The 15800-nt window shown below is 55.7% G+C and carries 15 protein-coding genes; 4 read left to right on the top strand and 11 right to left on the bottom strand.

Annotated features, from left to right (window positions below; translation table 11 throughout):
* Nucleotides 1-33: 33 nt before the first annotated feature.
* The 11 genes from ACGS9J_RS14765 to ndk all read right to left on the bottom strand — a co-directional run bounded on the left by ACGS9J_RS14765 (nt 34) and on the right by ndk (nt 11082).
* On the bottom strand, nt 34-267 hold the full coding sequence (locus ACGS9J_RS14765; RefSeq protein ID WP_442231618.1) for a zinc ribbon domain-containing protein: 234 nt from the start codon (nt 265-267) through the stop codon (nt 34-36).
* A 13-nt stretch (nt 268-280) separates the two neighbouring features.
* Complete coding sequence (locus ACGS9J_RS14760) at nt 281-1237, bottom strand: AEC family transporter (protein ID WP_442231617.1); 957 nt, start codon at nt 1235-1237, stop codon at nt 281-283.
* Nucleotides 1238-1336: 99 nt separating this feature from the next.
* On the bottom strand, nt 1337-2824 hold the full coding sequence (der, locus tag ACGS9J_RS14755; protein ID WP_442231616.1) for a ribosome biogenesis GTPase Der: 1488 nt from the start codon (nt 2822-2824) through the stop codon (nt 1337-1339).
* Between the two features lie 130 nt (nt 2825-2954).
* Nucleotides 2955-4136 (bottom strand): outer membrane protein assembly factor BamB, encoded by a 1182-nt coding sequence (gene bamB, locus ACGS9J_RS14750; protein WP_442231615.1) that lies wholly within the window; start codon nt 4134-4136, stop codon nt 2955-2957.
* Between the two features lie 11 nt (nt 4137-4147).
* Entirely contained in the window at nt 4148-4768 is a 621-nt protein-coding gene (locus ACGS9J_RS14745; protein ID WP_442231614.1) for a YfgM family protein, read from the bottom strand.
* A 13-nt stretch (nt 4769-4781) separates the two neighbouring features.
* On the bottom strand, nt 4782-6056 hold the full coding sequence (hisS, locus tag ACGS9J_RS14740; RefSeq protein WP_442231613.1) for a histidine--tRNA ligase: 1275 nt from the start codon (nt 6054-6056) through the stop codon (nt 4782-4784).
* Nucleotides 6057-6194: 138 nt separating this feature from the next.
* Nucleotides 6195-7316 carry a flavodoxin-dependent (E)-4-hydroxy-3-methylbut-2-enyl-diphosphate synthase gene (gene ispG, locus ACGS9J_RS14735; RefSeq protein WP_442231612.1) on the bottom strand — a complete coding sequence of 374 codons (1122 nt, stop codon included), beginning with the start codon at nt 7314-7316 and terminating at the stop codon, nt 6195-6197.
* 47 nt (nt 7317-7363) lie between these two features.
* The gene (gene rodZ / locus ACGS9J_RS14730) at nt 7364-8338 is read right to left on the bottom strand and encodes a cytoskeleton protein RodZ (protein WP_442231611.1); all 975 of its coding nucleotides are present in this window, start codon (nt 8336-8338) and stop codon (nt 7364-7366) included.
* The gene (gene pilW, locus ACGS9J_RS14725) at nt 8328-9077 is read right to left on the bottom strand and encodes a type IV pilus biogenesis/stability protein PilW (protein WP_442231610.1); all 750 of its coding nucleotides are present in this window, start codon (nt 9075-9077) and stop codon (nt 8328-8330) included. The genes rodZ and pilW overlap by 11 nt, the downstream gene beginning before the upstream one ends.
* Nucleotides 9078-9161: 84 nt before the next feature.
* Nucleotides 9162-10358: a bifunctional tRNA (adenosine(37)-C2)-methyltransferase TrmG/ribosomal RNA large subunit methyltransferase RlmN gene (locus ACGS9J_RS14720; RefSeq protein ID WP_442231609.1), complete on the bottom strand. Its 1197-nt coding sequence runs from the start codon at nt 10356-10358 to the stop codon at nt 9162-9164.
* Between the two features lie 298 nt (nt 10359-10656).
* Complete coding sequence (gene ndk, locus ACGS9J_RS14715) at nt 10657-11082, bottom strand: nucleoside-diphosphate kinase (RefSeq protein ID WP_085118257.1); 426 nt, start codon at nt 11080-11082, stop codon at nt 10657-10659.
* A 428-nt stretch (nt 11083-11510) separates the two neighbouring features.
* On the opposite strand from ndk, the gene ACGS9J_RS14710 reads away from it, so the two are divergent.
* The 4 genes from ACGS9J_RS14710 (at nt 11511) to ACGS9J_RS14695 (ending at nt 15722) form a co-directional block, all read left to right on the top strand.
* Entirely contained in the window at nt 11511-12548 is a 1038-nt protein-coding gene (locus tag ACGS9J_RS14710) for a LacI family DNA-binding transcriptional regulator (protein ID WP_442231608.1), read from the top strand.
* Between the two features lie 123 nt (nt 12549-12671).
* Complete coding sequence (gene nhaC / locus ACGS9J_RS14705; protein WP_442231607.1) at nt 12672-14111, top strand: Na+/H+ antiporter NhaC; 1440 nt, start codon at nt 12672-12674, stop codon at nt 14109-14111.
* A 1-nt stretch (nt 14112) separates the two neighbouring features.
* The gene (locus tag ACGS9J_RS14700; RefSeq protein ID WP_442231606.1) at nt 14113-15291 is read left to right on the top strand and encodes a MalY/PatB family protein; all 1179 of its coding nucleotides are present in this window, start codon (nt 14113-14115) and stop codon (nt 15289-15291) included.
* Nucleotides 15292-15557: 266 nt separating this feature from the next.
* The gene (locus ACGS9J_RS14695) at nt 15558-15722 is read left to right on the top strand and encodes a Hok/Gef family protein (protein WP_442231605.1); all 165 of its coding nucleotides are present in this window, start codon (nt 15558-15560) and stop codon (nt 15720-15722) included.
* Nucleotides 15723-15800: the final 78 nt, after the last annotated feature.

The following is a 15800-nucleotide window of genomic DNA, read 5'->3' as shown; positions in this document are numbered from 1 at the left end:
TTGAGGCGCAACGCGGGGTTAATCGGGGCGAATTTATTCGCCCTTCCCCCAAGGCACATAGCTAAAAAGTACGCGCTTTTTGGATATCAGCCCATGGCCGTTTTGGCACAGATAGTCCACCGCACCGCAGGCCTTCAGCTCTTGCAACGGTTGCCCGCAATCCGGGCACTGCGCCAACTGCTGATAATCGCTGTGACAGGCTTCGCAATGATAGTGGCCCTCTACCCAGTTCATCGCCTGATGACACTGCGGACATAGCGCTTCCATAGACCCTCCCGAATTAAATTACGCCCCATGAACGTAAGAAGTAGATCCCCAGCGCGGTGGTGAAGAACGACCCAACGGTGGTGATAGCAATGATATTTGCCGCCAACGTGGCATTGCCGCCCATGGCGCGCGTCATCACATAGCTGCCGGAAGCGGTTGGCGTGGCCGAGAACAGGAAGATAATCCCCAATGCCGCGCCGTGGAAACCGCATAACCAACCGCCCAGCGTCATCAGCACCGGCACCAGAAACAGTTTGGCGGAGGAAGACAACGCCGCCACGTTGGACGAGCGAAACATGGCGCGCAAATCCAAACTGGCACCGGTACACAACAATGCCAGCGGCAACGACAAGCCGGAGATATAACTGCCGGTCTGCCGAATGACCTGCGGGATTTCCAGCCCGGTCTGGGCAAAGAGCAACCCACACACCAGGCCGATAATCAGCGGGTTAGTGACGATACTGCGCAACAGCGACAGCCGGCTGATCTTCTTCCCCTGCCCGCCTTGCAGGCTGCGGGTCAGGGTAACCACCGACAGTACGTTAAACAGGATCACCGTCACCGTCAGGTACAACGACCCTAACGCAACCCCTTCGCTGCCATAAGCGGTCATGGCATAGGCCAGACCGACGATGGCGGTATTGGCACGAAAGCCGCCCTGGACAAAGACGCCGCGCTCACGCGGTTCTTTCACCAGCCAAATGGCGGCGATCTCCAGCAGCAAGAAAGTGGCGAGGGTGCCGACTGCGCCGTACATCACCAACGACAGGTTGCCCAACAGCTGCGGATGGTTGGTCGCGATGCTGAAGAACAACAGGCAAGGCAGCGCCAGATTGAATACCAGCCGCGTGGCGCCATCAATAAAACGGTCGTCCATCATGCGCCAGTGGCGTAGCAGTACGCCCAACAACATCATTAACAGATTAGGTACGGTGACGCTGAACGCAAAACTCCAGGTTTCCCAGGACATGGTGTTCCTTCAGGCTGACGGCGGTAATATTCAGATAATAAAACGATTTCGAACCAATAAAAAAGGGGCGCGGTATAGCTACCGCGCCCCTGTTACTGATTATTTGCTTTTCTTCAGGTGGCTCATCAGGCGTTTACGCTTACGCATCTGGTTCGGCGTCAGCAGGTTGCGCTTGCCGGCGAACGGGTTCTCACCCTCTTTGAACTGGATGCGGATAGGCGTACCCATTACCTTCAGAGAACGACGGAAGTAGTTCATCAGGTAGCGTTTGTACGAGTCGGCCAGATCGGTGACCTGGTTGCCGTGGATCACCACAATCGGCGGGTTATACCCACCGGCGTGCGCATATTTCAGCTTCACGCGGCGACCACGTACCAGCGGCGGCTGGTGATCGTCGGCTGCCATCTGCATGATTTTGGTCAGCATCGAGGTGTTCACGCGACGGGTCGCACACTCATAAGCTTCCAGAACCGAGACGAACAAGTTGCCAACACCGCTGCCGTGCAGGGCAGAGATGAAGTGAATGCGGGCGAAATCGACAAAGCCCAGGCGCAGATCGAGCATCTCTTTGACGTGATCGCGATCTTCCTCGCTCATGCCGTCCCACTTGTTGACCACAATCACCAGTGAGCGCCCACTATTGAGGATAAAGCCGAGCAGCGAGAGATCCTGATCGGAAATGCCTTCGCGTGCATCCACTACCAGCAACACCACGTTAGCGTCTTCGATCGCCTGCAGGGTTTTGATTACCGAGAACTTCTCTACGGTTTCCGTCACCTTGCCGCGCTTACGCACCCCGGCGGTATCGATCAGCACGTATTCGCGCTCGTCGCGGACCATCGGGATATAAATACTGTCACGGGTGGTGCCCGGCATGTCGTAAACCACAACACGATCTTCGCCGAGAATACGGTTAGTCAGTGTGGACTTACCTACGTTAGGACGACCGACGATAGCCAGCTTGATTGGCAAATCTTGCGGGTTGAAATCATCTTCCGGCTCATCTTCCGGGCCTTCGAGGTTTTCACCTTCTTGCTCGGCCCAATAAGCGGCGTTAGCCTCTTCTTCGGTCAGCTCGACTTCTTCCGGCTTTTCACCGACAAACGGCACCAGCACGTGTTCGATCAGTTGCGCCACGCCACGACCGTGGGAAGCGGCAATCGCATGCACGTCACCCAGACCCAGCGAGTAGAAGTCGGCGGTGGCCATGTCGGGATCCATACCGTCGGTTTTGTTGGCAACCAGGAAGGTGGCTTTCTGGCGGTTGCGCAGATGCTGGGCAATGCCCAGATCGGCTGGCATCAGGCCCGCGCGAGCATCGACCATAAACAGCACGATGTCTGCTTCTTCGATCGCCAACAGCGACTGGCCGGCCATGCGCGTTTCAACGCCGTCTTCGGTACCGTCAATACCCCCGGTATCGACGATAATGAATTCATTGCCCTCAACTTCTGCACGACCATACTTGCGGTCTCGCGTTAGCCCGGGGAAATCCGCCACCAGCGCATCACGCGTATGTGTCAAACGGTTAAACAAGGTGGATTTACCCACATTCGGGCGCCCAACTAGCGCGACGACAGGTATCATTGTGAAGCCTCATTACTTAATAATCAATGCGTTACTGCACTATGGATAGACACCATAAGTGCAGCTTATAAAAATACGAAACGGCCCCTGAACATTCAGGAGCCGTTTGCAATCCGTGCGACGATCGGCGTTAGCGGGTGAAAGCGTAAACTTTTCCGCCCTTCGCCTGGATGACCAGCTTATCGCCGGCTACCATCGGCGCAGACAGGAAGCCGGAGCTATCCACTTCCTGCTGAGCAACAAAACGGCCGTCCGTGGTGTTAATCCAGTGCAGGTAACCTTCGGAGTCACCGGTCACCAGGAAACCATTATACATCACTGGCGGGGTCAGGTTGCGGTGCAGCAAATCGCTCTGCGTCCATACGGTCACGCCACCTTCGGTGCTCAGCGCAACCACGCGATCGTTCTGATCGACCAGGTAAATGCGGCCTGCATCAACGATAAAGTCGTTCACCGAGCCCAGTTCACGTTTCCACATGATCTGACCGGAACGCAGATCCAACGCCGTCAGGTTGCCATTGTAACCTAATGCGTAGACAACGCCTTCAACTATCACCGGCGTAGTGTCGACATCGTTCAGACGATCAATTTCGGTCGCGCCGCTCGGCTGGGAAATACGTTGCTGCCAGATCAACTGACCTTGTTGCATTAATACGGCGCTGACGCGACCGTTATCACCGCCGACAATGGCTGCGCCAAAGGCAACGGCCGGTGCGGACTCACCGCGCAGCGACAGCGAAGGCATATCCAGGTTAACCGTCCACTTCACCGCGCCGTCAGATTCGTTCAGCGCCTGCAGCAGGCCGTTAGTGGTATGGATCAGCACCATGCCGTCGCTGATCACCGGACGCGAAATCGCTTCACCGGCCACTTTGGTCTGCCACGCCACCTTACCGTCTGCGGTATTCAGTGCGTAAACTACGGCCTTCTCACTGCCGACATAAACTTTGTCGCCCGCTACCGCCATACCGCCCGACAACAGCGCCGGCAGGTTGCTGGAGAGGAAGCCGGTTTTCTCGGAGAGATCAACCTTCCACTTTTCGTTACCGTTGTCGGCGTCCATCGCTTTCACGATGCCGTGACGATCGGCGGCATAAATAGTGTTGTCCTGGAAAGCCGGACGCAGGTGAGAATAGAACTCACCGACACCGTCACCGACCGAGGTACTCCACGCCTTGCTCGGCGTGAACTGATTTTCAACTTTCGGCAGCGGCGACATGGTAACCACGTCTTCTTCACTGTTGAACAGTGAGCAACCACTCAGCAAGGCAACGGAAACCAGTCCGACCAAGAGTGTTTTACGCAATTGCATGGGAATTCCCCTTAGCTGGACAAGTTATTCAATTTCATGCGCAGCAGAACCTGCAGCGCCTGAGAAGCGTTAGACTCAATGCCTTTGCTGTACGCCTCACGCGCACCTTTGGTATCGCCTTTGGCCAACAGCACGTCGCCGCGCGTCTCCTGCGCCATCGCCGCCCAACCTTCGCCTTTCACGCCATCCAGCGTTTTCAGCGCTTCATCCAGCTTTTTCTCCTGCAACTGGACACGCGCCAGACGCAGGTGAATCATCGAAAGCAGGTTTTCGTCTTTGGTCTGACCCTGAGCCAGCACCAGTTGTTGATCTGCTTTGGCAAAGTCATTCTGCTCAACAAAATGCTTCGCCAGCTCCAACGAGGCCAGCACGCCGTAGCTGTTGCTGTTGGCCTGGGCAAACTTCTGCGCCGCGGCCACGTCGTCCGGCTTACCGGCCGCCAGACGATCGCTGGCTTCCTGGTAGGATTGGGACGCAATCATCATGTTGGAGTTCTCGTGGCTCTGCCAGTAACGCCAGCCGACCAGGGCACCAATTCCGAGCACCACGCCCACTGCCAGCGCTTTGCCGTTTTCGGCAAAGAACCGACGCACGGCGTCGACTTGTTCGTTTTCAGTGGTATAGACTTCCACGGTGTCCTTCTCCTTAACCTAACATCAAAGCCAGACGCACAGCGACTTCGCTCTGCGCCAGCGTTTCTTGTTCACCACTGCGCAGGTCCTTGACGACCACCTGCTGGGCTGCGACTTCGTTCTCACCCAGGATCAAGGCAACGCGCGCGCCCCATTTATCCGCACGGGTGATCTGCTTCTTAAAGTTACCGCCGCCGTAGTTGGTCATCAGTTTCAGCTGTGGCGCCGCATCGCGAACGCTCTCTGCCAACTGCATCGCCGCACTCTGGGTACCGGCGCCGGAGGAAATCACGTACACATCAATGGTCGCCGCAGCTTTAAACTCTGGGTTAACCGCCTGAACCAGCAGCACCAGACGCTCCAGGCCCATCGCAAAACCGACCGCCGGCGTTGCGCGCCCGCCCAGTTGTTCGACCAGACCGTCATAACGCCCGCCGGCACACACCGTCCCCTGAGCGCCCAGACTGGTGGTCACCCATTCGAATACCGTACGGTTGTAATAATCCAGACCACGCACCAGGCGTTCATTGATGGTATATGGGATACCTGCCTGCGCCAAAAGTTCACACAGACCTTCGAAGTGGGCTTTGGAGTCTTCATCCAGATACTCGGACAGGCGCGGCGCGTCGTTCAACAGCGCTTGCACTTCCGGGTTCTTCGAATCCAGCACGCGCAGCGGGTTGCTGTACATGCGGCGTTTGCAATCTTCGTCCAGCTTTTCCTGATGCTGTTCCAGGAAGGCCACCAAGGCATCGCGGTAGTTGGCGCGCGCTTCCAGTGAACCGATGGAGTTCAGCTCCAGCTTAACGTGCTCAGCGATGCCCAGGGCTTTCCACCAGCGTGCGCTCAGCAGGATCAGTTCGGCGTCGATATCCGGCCCCTGCAGGCCAAACACTTCGGCCCCCAGTTGGTGGAACTGGCGATAACGGCCTTTTTGCGGACGCTCGTAGCGGAACATCGGGCCAACGTACCAAAGACGCTGCTCCTGATTGTACAGCAGACCATGTTCGATGCCGGCGCGTACGCAACCAGCCGTCCCTTCCGGACGCAGCGTCAGGCTTTCGCCGTTGCGGTCGTCGAAGGTATACATCTCTTTTTCTACGACGTCGGTCACTTCGCCGATCGCGCGTTTGAATAACGGGGTCTGCTCTACAATCGGCAAGCGGATTTCGCTGTAACCGTAGCCGCTCAGCACCTGCTTGAGGATGCCTTCAATACGCTGCCATAATGCCGTTTCTTCCGGCAGGTAGTCGTTCATGCCGCGAATGGCTTGAATGTTCTTTGCCACGTGAGTTCTCTGTCCGTTGTCTATAAAAATGAACCCGATTATAGGGACTTTGCCGTCCCGTATTCAACGCGAATGCAGAGTTCTGCTCCCGGGTTCATAAACAAGCGGGCTAAAAAGCCCGCCGTATCGGTATAATGCTTATTTTTCCAGCAGGTTGACCGAGATGCGATTGCTTTCATCCATCATCGACGCCTTGGCGCGGATTTTGGCTTCCAACTGGTCAATCATCTGCTCGTTGTCAAAACGTTCTCTCTGGCGCACGCCGTCTTCGTAGAAACCGCTCTTTTTATGGCCGCCGGTAACGCCCAGCGTGGAAACCAGCGCTTCGCCCGGACCATTGACCACACAGCCGATAATCGAAATGTCCATCGGCGTGATGATGTCTTCCAGACGCTGTTCCAGCGCGTTGACCGTACCAATGACGTCAAACTCCTGACGCGAACAGGTCGGACAGGCGATGAAGTTAATGCCGCGGGCGCGGATGCGCAGCGATTTCAGAATGTCGAAACCGACCTTCACTTCTTCCACCGGATCGGCTGCCAGCGAGATGCGCAGGGTGTCGCCAATGCCTTCCGACAGCAGCAGCCCCAGGCCAATCGCCGACTTCACTGAACCACTGCGCGCGCCACCGGCTTCGGTGATACCCAGGTGCAGTGGCTGATCGATGCGCGCCGCCAACAGGCGATAGGATTGCACCGCCAGGAACACATCGGAGGCCTTGACGCTGACTTTGAACTGGTCGAAGTTGAGGCGATCGAGGATATCGACGTGGCGCATGGCGGATTCGAGCAGGGCTTCCGGCGTAGGTTCGCCGTATTTTTCCTGGATGTCTTTTTCCAGCGAGCCGCCGTTCACCCCGATGCGGATCGGGATGTTTTTATCGCGTGCGCAGTCTACGACTGAACGGATACGCGACTCGTTACCGATGTTGCCTGGGTTGATGCGCAAGCAGTCTACGCCATATTCAGCAACCTGCAGCGCGATGCGGTAATCGAAGTGGATGTCAGCGACCAGCGGCACGTTAACCTGCTGCTTGATCAGCTTGAACGCCTCGGCGGCATCCATGGTAGGAACTGAAACGCGGACGATATCAACGCCTACGCGCTCCAGCGCTTTGATCTGATTAACCGTGGCTTCAACATCGGTGGTACGGGTGTTAGTCATCGACTGCACGGCAATCGGCGCACCATCACCAATAGGCACATTGCCGACGTAAATTCGCGTTGATTTTCGACGGTTGATGGGCGACTGGTTATGCATTACTTACTCTCCATTGTTGCTCGGGCTTAACGACAATGGCCGCGCAATCACTGCGCGGCAACGGTCAGACGAGCAACACGGTTTGACTTAACAAACCGGCTTAAATCAACCGGCTTACCTTGATATTGGATCTGTACTGCGGCCGGTGCGCCAATGGTCAGTTTATAGGGCGCGGTGCCCGCCAGGCTCAGCTTGCCGCCGCTCTTCTGGCTGCCGCTGTACAACGTTTTGCCGCTGGCGTCGGTGACCTGCAGCCAGCAGTCGGCTGAGAAGTCCATCACCAGCGCGTTTGGATCGGCCGCCGGTGCAGCTACGCCTGCATCTGCCGTCGGCAACGGTGCGGTAGGTGCCGCAGGCGTTGTCTCAGGCAACGTGGTCTGGCTTGGTGAAACCACCGCAGGTTGCTGCGCGGTTGCACTGCCGGTCACGGCCGGAGTCTGTGGCTGCTGTGGTGCAGCGCCGAGATCGACCGGCGTTGACCCATTGTCGGCCAAAGGTGCGCTGTTGTCGGCATTGCTGTCGGTCAACGGCACAGACTGGCCTTCATTGTTGTTCTGTGAGAGCTGGGCGGAGGATTGATCGGCCATAGTAGCGATCTCTTCCTGCTGGGCCTTGTGGTTTTGCCACCACCAGGCACCGGTCAAACCGACCACCACGAAAACGATCAGCCAGGTGAAGCTCATCAGCCAGCCGTCGCGTTTTTTGCGACGCTTGCCCAGTGAGAAACTCTGCATTGGCGCCACTTTCGCGACCTTCAGCGGAGCCTGCTTGGCCAGCATCGGCAGCAGTTCATCCTCTGGCAAACGCACCAGCTTGGCATAGGAACGGATATAACCACGCACGAAGGTTGAAGCCAGGTCTGCGGACAGATTGTCTTCTTCGATATCGCGCACGGTAGACATTTTGAGGCACAGGCGTTCTGCAACGGCCTGTTGACTCAACCCGAGTTGTTCACGGGCCTGACGCAGACGTTCGCCTGTCGTCATTGATACGGTTTTATCTTGGGAGGCTTCAGTATTCATTAGCTAAGAACTGCTGGTACTGTTTGGATTGTGGAAAACTTCGCGATAACTGCTTGCCATAACGTTGCACGCTATCTTGGCGCCCGGCTAACGCGGCGAAACGAATCTGTAACCATAAGCTGTCGGCGCTAGCCGGCAGAACATGTTGATAACTATCCAGTAAAAGTTGCGACTGTGCGCGCTTCCCTTCTCCAAATTGCTTTTCTGCCTCCACCAACAGTGGAGTGCCTTTGTCCGGATCGACCTTCAGCGCACGCGTTAACAAAGTACGTGCTTCATCGTTTTGTCCGGCTTTGAGAAAACAGTAACCTGCGTTTTCCAGGCTGTCGGCAACCTGACCGTAATCCGGCGCCACTGCCGCAGCGCTAAACTGCTGTTGTGCCGGTACATACTGCCCTAAACTGCAAAGAAACGCACCGTAATTATTCAGCACCGTGCCATTGTTCGGCGCAAGTTTGAGCGCCTGCTGATAACGTTGTTCGGCCGCGCTATTCTCGCCAATCCGCTGCTCATAGAGCGCCATTCCCAATTGGGTACGGTAATCCTGTGGGGCGGCATCTGCCGCTTTCTCCAGATTCTGCCGCGCGGCGTTTAAATCGCCCTGCTTCATATATTCCAGACCCAGTTGCAACCGCGTCTGGCCTGCTTCGGACAGCGCGTCTTTTTCTTCCGGCGCTGAACCGGAACAACCGGCCAGTAGCCCGGCCGCCAGCAACGTACCCCACAGAATCAGCTTCATGCCTGCATTCATTTCCTTGTCTAATGTCACCTTGGCGTCTTTCACATAACAGACTGTAAGATAACAAAAATCATGCTATAGGATTCAGACCGCACGCACGGTGATAGGTTCCCCGGCCATTTTCTTTTTCAGGGTACGCTTGGTACGGTCGATCACTTCACCTGCCAGTTGCCCGCAGGCGGCATCGATATCGTCACCACGGGTTTTACGAACAATAGTCGTAAAGCCGTATTCCATCAACACTTTGGAAAAACGATCCACGCGGCTGTTGGAGCTGCGACCGTAAGGGGCGCCCGGGAAGGGGTTCCATGGGATCAGGTTGATTTTGCATGGCGTGTCCTTCAGAACTTCCGCCAGTTGGTGCGCGTCGTCGGTGCTGTCGTTGATATGATCCAGCATCACGTACTCGACCGTCACCCTGCCCTGATTGGCGTTGGATTTTTCCAGGTAACGGCGCACCGCAGCCAGGAAGGTCTCAATGTTGTACTTGCGGTTGATCGGCACGATGTCGTCGCGGATCTTGTCGTTCGGCGCATGCAGCGAGATCGCCAACGCGACGTCGATCATATCACCCAACTTGTCCAGCGCCGGCACTACGCCGGAGGTAGACAAGGTTACGCGGCGTTTGGACAGGCCAAAACCAAAATCGTCCAGCATGATTTCCATCGCCGGCACCACGTTGTTCAGGTTGAGCAAAGGCTCACCCATGCCCATCATCACCACGTTGGTGATCGGGCGTTCGCCGGTGACCTTTAGCGCGCCGATGATTTTCGCAGCGCGCCACACCTGGCCAATGATTTCCGACACGCGCAGGTTGCGGTTAAAGCCCTGCTGAGCGGTCGAACAGAATTTGCATTCCAGCGCGCAACCCACCTGGGAAGAGACGCACAGGGTCGCACGATCGCCGTCCGGGATATACACGGTTTCGACCTGCTGATCGCCCACTTTGATCGCCCATTTAATGGTGCCGTCGGCTGAACGCTGTTCTTCCGCCACTTCTGGCGCACGGATCTCGGCGACGCTTTGCAATTTATTGCGCAGGACCTTGTTGATATCGGTCATCTGCTCAAAATCGTCGCAGCAATAGTGGTACATCCACTTCATCACCTGATCGGCACGGAAGGGTTTCTCGCCCATTTTGGCGAAGAACTCACGCAATTGCTGACGGTTCAGATCCAGCAGGTTAATTTTGGCCACAGCCGGTTGTTCCGCGTTAACGGATTGAGTAGTCAGCGAATTATTTTCAGACACGATGTGCTCGGACGTGATGGGTTCTAACATAATTGATCTCTGGCCTCGTTGTTACACTTTATGGCGCGAAAGAGTGGAAAGTAAGTGCGTCGTTCAACCCGCATAATCGGGTGACGGCGCTAAAAGCGCGCCCCTGATAAGACGTCTCATCAGGGGCGCGGCATTGTACAAATTTTAGTAGCAGCTTTCCACGTCTGAAAGGCATTCAGGGCATTTTTATTGTTTCAGCCGGTGAATACCCTGTTCGAGTAGGGGCACTGCATGCTGCGCCCAAGCCAATCGGGGCGAATATATTCGCCCCCTACAGCTTGAAAGGCAACGGGTATTATTAACGAGAACAGATTTCGCTATCGTTAAAGAAGTAAGCGATTTCGCGCTGAGCAGATTCTACTGCGTCAGAACCGTGTACGGCGTTGGCAGTGAAGCTGTCCGCGTAGTCAGCACGCAGGGTGCCGGCCAGTGCGTTGTCTGGGTTGGTAGCGCCCATGATGTCACGGTTGCGCTGTACTGCGTTTTCCGCTTCCAGAACCTGAACCACGATCGGGCCAGAGGTCATGAATTCAACCAGGCCATCGAAGAATGGGCGGCCTTTGTGCTCAGCGTAGAAGCCTTCAGCTTGTTCGCGAGTCAGACGCAGCATTTTGGATGCGATGATTTTGAAACCGGCACGCTCGAAGCGAGCATAGATTGCGCCGATGTCGTTGTTAGCTACAGCGTTTGGTTTAATGATGGAAAAGGTACGTTCTACGGTCATGATGGCCTCTGTATAACTTCCAAAACAGGCCGGTCTGAAAACAGGGTGCCGGCCTTCTCAAGTGGCGCAGATTATATGTGTGCTGTTAACGCTTGCCTACGGGAAAATCAACATTTCATTAAAAAAATATTATCCTCATTCTTCATTTTGCGGCCCAAAACACGGATAGGGCAAACTCAAGCGGCTTGAGGCTGAATACGCGCAGTGTGCTCGACCGCCCTTCTCCAACCTGTGCCGTTCCCCGCAGTTCAATTCCCTTCTTGCGAAACGCCTCACAGCGAACTGCCATGCCGATCACAATGCGTGACGCCGTGGGTTGAGTTCATCCCTATATTCTTTTAAAACAAACAGATAATAAATAATCACCCGGACTTGGCCTCGCCCAGTGCCGACGCTCTTCGGCAGCCGTGAAACCAGCAGGAAATAAGATGGCCACCATGAAAGACGTTGCCCGACGCGCAGGCGTTTCAACCGCCACCGTCAGCAGGGTGATCAACAGCACCGCTTATGTTGAACCCGTCACTCGCGAACGCGTTGAAAAGGCCATGCGCGAGTTTAACTACCACCGTAATGCCGCCGCGCTGGCCCTGGCGAAAAGGAGCGGGAATATGCTGGGGTTGCTGACCGGCAATCTCGACGACCCATTTTTCTCGCGGTTGGCACGCGGCGTCGAAGATATCACGCGTAAAGGCGGCGTAAAATTGATGGTTTGCAGTGGCGGTCATCAGGCCGAACTGGAGAAAAACGGCCTGGACTTCCTGATTAATCAGGGGTGCGAGTCGATCGTGGCTCACGTCACCCGAATGAGCGATGCCGACATTTTGCGCTACGCCGCCCATACCCCGGCGATGGTGGTGATCAATCGCTATTTGCCCGCCATCGCCAATCGCTGCATCTGGCTGGACAACGTCAGCGCTTCTCACGCCGCCACCCGAATGCTCATCGAGCACGGACACCGGCATATCGCCTGTATCACCACGGATCTGCCGATAGATGACAGAAAACAACGTCTGGAGGGATATCGAGCGGCGATGGCCGAGGCCGGGATTTCGGTACCGGGATCCTGGATCATCAGCGTGCCCTTCAATGAGCAAGGGGGCGAATTGGCAGCAGAAAGGATCCTGGCCAGCAAACACCCTTTTACCGCCGCGCTGACGTTCAACGACGTGATGGCCGCCGGCATGATGCGGACCTTTCGCCAACGGCAGATGAACCTGCCTGAGGATATCTCGATCGTCGGATTCGATGACGTGGCTCTGGCCAAATACCTCCATCCGTCATTGACCACCGTGCATTATCCCATTGAAAGAATGGCGCGACGCGCAGCCAATTTGGCGCTGCAGCTCAACTCCACTGCCGCGCCGCCCCCGCAGAATAATCTATTTTCCGCTGAGTTGATCCTGCGAGACTCGGTCGCTTCGCTTGGAAAAAACATCACATTGGAAGAAAACAAGGCCAATAAGTGAGAGATTGCTCACACAACGTCTCTCCATGAAACCGATTACATGCAGGATTGCCTGCGCTCACATCCCCGTCAAAACGAATTCATTAGGCTTGCGTCACATCCCCATCCTTAACCGGAGTTGTAAATGAATGACAAGAAGAAGCTCAACCTGGGATTAGCGATGCTGCCCATTGTGGCCATGTTATTGCTGCTCATCATAGGCTATGGCCAGCTGGGTCTGCGGATCGAGCCGTTGTTACTGGCTTCCGCTGGCATTGCCGCCGCGCTGGCCTACTGGCAGGGTTACCGCTGGGACGACATTATCGATTCCATCGTTGCCAAGCTGGCCAAAGCGATGCCGGTGATCATGATATTGATTTGCGTAGGCGGGCTGATCGGCACCTGGATGTTCAGCGGTACCATCCCTTATATGGTTTATTGGGGCTTAAAACTGATTAGCCCTCAATATATTCTGATCGCCGCATTCTTCATTACCAGCGTGATCTCCGTTTGCACCGGCACATCCTGGGGGGCGGCAGGCACGGTCGGCGTCGCGCTGATGGGCGTAGCCGCCGGGCTGGATGTCCCTTTGGCCGCCGCTGCCGGTGCCGTCGTCTCCGGTGCCTACTTTGGCGATAAAATTTCTCCGCTGTCCGACTCCACCAATTTTGCGGCTATCGTCGCGGATACCGATCTCTATAGCCATATCCAGCATCTGATGTATACGACGCTCCCGAGCTTCATTTTAGCCGCGGTGGTGTATCTGATTGCCGGGCACACCAGTGCAGTTGGCAGCGTGGCCACTCCGGAAAAAGTCACCGAGATCGTGACGGCACTCGAGAGCCTTTATCACTTCAATCTGTTGTTAATCCTTCCCCCGGTGCTGGTTCTGTGGGGGGCGGTCACCAAACGTCCGGTGATCCCGGTCATGCTGGCCGCCTGCGCCCTGGCCATCGCCATTGGCGTGCTTCTCCAGGGATTCAATCTGCAGCAAGGCTTAAATGCGTTGATGGACGGCTTTAATCTTTCAATGTTTGCGACACAGGGACACGGCATTAGTGGCATCGTCGAGGATGTGCCCCGCCTGCTCAACCGGGGCGGCATGTTTTCGATGATGAGCACCATCCTGCTGGTCTTCTGTGCCTTTTCCTTTGCCGGTGCATTGACCCTGACCGGGGCCTTGACGGTGATCATCAATCGGCTGCTGAAAGTGGTTCATACCACCGGCCAGTTAATCGCCGCCACGGTGGCCACCACCATTCTGGTGACCGGAGCCACCAGCGACGGAAAATTGGCGCTGCTGATCCCCGCCGAACTCTTCAAAGGCGCCTACCGCCGCATGGGGTTAGACAATAAAAACCTGTCGCGGACCGTGGAAGATGCCGGCACCGTCATCGAACCGTTAATCCCGTGGACCGCCGCAGGCATTTATATGGCGACCACTCTGGGGGTCAGCACGCTGGATTTACTGCCGTGGGCCATCCAGTGTTATGCCGCCGTCGTATTCGCCCTGATTTATGGGTTTACCGGGTTCGGGATCGCCAAGATACAGCCACAGAATGATTTACAGAGTAAGGAAGCCTGACGTGAAACAGACCGATTTTAATCAGATCATCAACCGCCACCACACCGGCTCAGTGAAATGGGACTTTATCGACCGCTATCTGCAGCTTGATGAAACCGACCTTTTGCCGATGTGGGTGTCTGATTTTGATTTCCAGTGTCCATTGGAAGTCCGGCAGGCGCTGCATCACCGCGTCGAACACGGCATATTTGGCTATAGCGAACGCGATGACCAGTATTACCAGGCGGCGATGGATTGGTTCGCCAAACGGCATCAGTTGCCTTTGCAGCGCGAATGGTTCACGTCCATCGAAGGCGTCGTTCCCGGCCTGGCCATTCTGATCCAGCTGCTTAGCCAGCCTGGAGACCCGATCGTGGTTCAGGGGCCGTACTACGGATCTTTCGCCAAGATCATCACAATGAACGGCAGAGAGGTGCTCGAAAACCCTTTGATAGCCGGCCCGCAAGGCTATCAATTCGACTTCGATCATCTGGAGGCATGTTTTGAGCAGCGAAAGCCGCCACTGTTGCTGTTATGTAACCCGCATAACCCAACGGGCCGCTGCTGGACCCGCAGCGAACTGACGCAGTTGATGGCGCTGTGCAGCCGCCATGGCGTAACGGTCATCTCCGATGAAATCTGGGCCGATCTGCTGTTGCCCGGCGAAACCTTCACCTCGGTGCTGCATCTGGATGAGGCCTGGCATGACCGTGTGATTTCGGCGACTTCCGCCAGCAAGAGCTTTGGTTTGTCATCATTGCGGATCTCGAATTTCCTGATCCCCAACGCTCACACCCGGAATGCGTTTATCGAACGTCTCAACGCCCACGGGTTGGATGTCTTCAATGCGCTGTCGATGACCGCCGCCACGGCCGCTTATCAGCAGGGAGAAACCTGGCTTGATGCTTTACAGCAGTATCTGGCAGACAACCGGCGCTGGTTTGAACAGGCCTTAGCCTATGCCGCCCCCTGGTGCAAAATGACCCAGGCCGAAGGCACCTATCTTGCCTGGCTGGATTGCCGCGCTTTGGGTCTGGATGATAATGCGCTGCAGCAGGCGCTGATCCACCACTCTAAGATTGCCGCCTCAATGGGCATCAGCTTTGGTGAACAGGGAAAAGGGTTTATACGCATTAACCTCGGCTGCCCTCGTCAATATCTTGAAAGCGCCATTGCAGGGCTTGCCCGGCTAAAACCCTGAACAACAAAAACAAGCGAATGAAAGGCCCCGGTCGGGGTCTTTTTTTTGAACAATATCTGGCGTAAATAGTTGAGCGAATTTACCGCGACCTGACGGTATAGCTTTGAAATTAAAGCTTCTGTTAGACTGCGGATGGGCGCTTGAAGCTTTCTGCTTCAGGCCCTGGGTGGGAAGCAGAAAGAAGAAAGCCCCAAACTGACTCTTAATCAGAATGAGGCTTCACCATACTGCCTGAACACCAGCATGGTAGCCTCTTAACCGCAGAAATGCAACGGAGGGCTGACATGTCGCGAAAACTGTTTTTACCAGGATTTACAGTAGGTTGTATAACGTTCCTGGTATTCATCTGGCTTATGCGTGGCTCAGTTTGCGAGCTTACATTTAAACAGGGAAGTACGGAGGTAGCGGCAGTGTTGTCCTGTAACGTTTAACGTTAAATGGCAACCTGAAGGCGGGGTTCGCCCCGCCTATTTTGGTGTGACGCGGTGGTTTTCCAGCGCCCATTGTTG

The sequence above is a fragment of the Serratia quinivorans genome, from assembly GCF_052113645.1.
GTDB classification, from domain to species: Bacteria; Pseudomonadota; Gammaproteobacteria; order Enterobacterales; family Enterobacteriaceae; genus Serratia; species Serratia quinivorans_B.
This window is presented reverse-complemented; position numbering and strand designations above follow the sequence as displayed.

Coding starts and splice junctions, on each gene's coding strand:
- ACGS9J_RS14760 (WP_442231617.1), bottom strand. CDS start 1,237: ATGTCCTGGGAAACCTGGAGTTTTGCGTTCAGCGTCACCGTACCTAAT.
- pilW (WP_442231610.1), bottom strand. CDS start 9,077: ATGAAGCTGATTCTGTGGGGTACGTTGCTGGCGGCCGGGCTACTGGCC.
- ispG (WP_442231612.1), bottom strand. CDS start 7,316: ATGCATAACCAGTCGCCCATCAACCGTCGAAAATCAACGCGAATTTAC.
- nhaC (WP_442231607.1), top strand. CDS start 12,672: ATGAATGACAAGAAGAAGCTCAACCTGGGATTAGCGATGCTGCCCATT.
- ACGS9J_RS14720 (WP_442231609.1), bottom strand. CDS start 10,358: ATGTTAGAACCCATCACGTCCGAGCACATCGTGTCTGAAAATAATTCG.
- bamB (WP_442231615.1), bottom strand. CDS start 4,136: ATGCAATTGCGTAAAACACTCTTGGTCGGACTGGTTTCCGTTGCCTTG.
- ACGS9J_RS14710 (WP_442231608.1), top strand. CDS start 11,511: ATGGCCACCATGAAAGACGTTGCCCGACGCGCAGGCGTTTCAACCGCC.
- ACGS9J_RS14695 (WP_442231605.1), top strand. CDS start 15,558: ATGCAACGGAGGGCTGACATGTCGCGAAAACTGTTTTTACCAGGATTT.
- der (WP_442231616.1), bottom strand. CDS start 2,824: ATGATACCTGTCGTCGCGCTAGTTGGGCGCCCGAATGTGGGTAAATCC.
- ndk (WP_085118257.1), bottom strand. CDS start 11,082: ATGACCGTAGAACGTACCTTTTCCATCATTAAACCAAACGCTGTAGCT.
- rodZ (WP_442231611.1), bottom strand. CDS start 8,338: ATGAATACTGAAGCCTCCCAAGATAAAACCGTATCAATGACGACAGGC.
- ACGS9J_RS14765 (WP_442231618.1), bottom strand. CDS start 267: ATGGAAGCGCTATGTCCGCAGTGTCATCAGGCGATGAACTGGGTAGAG.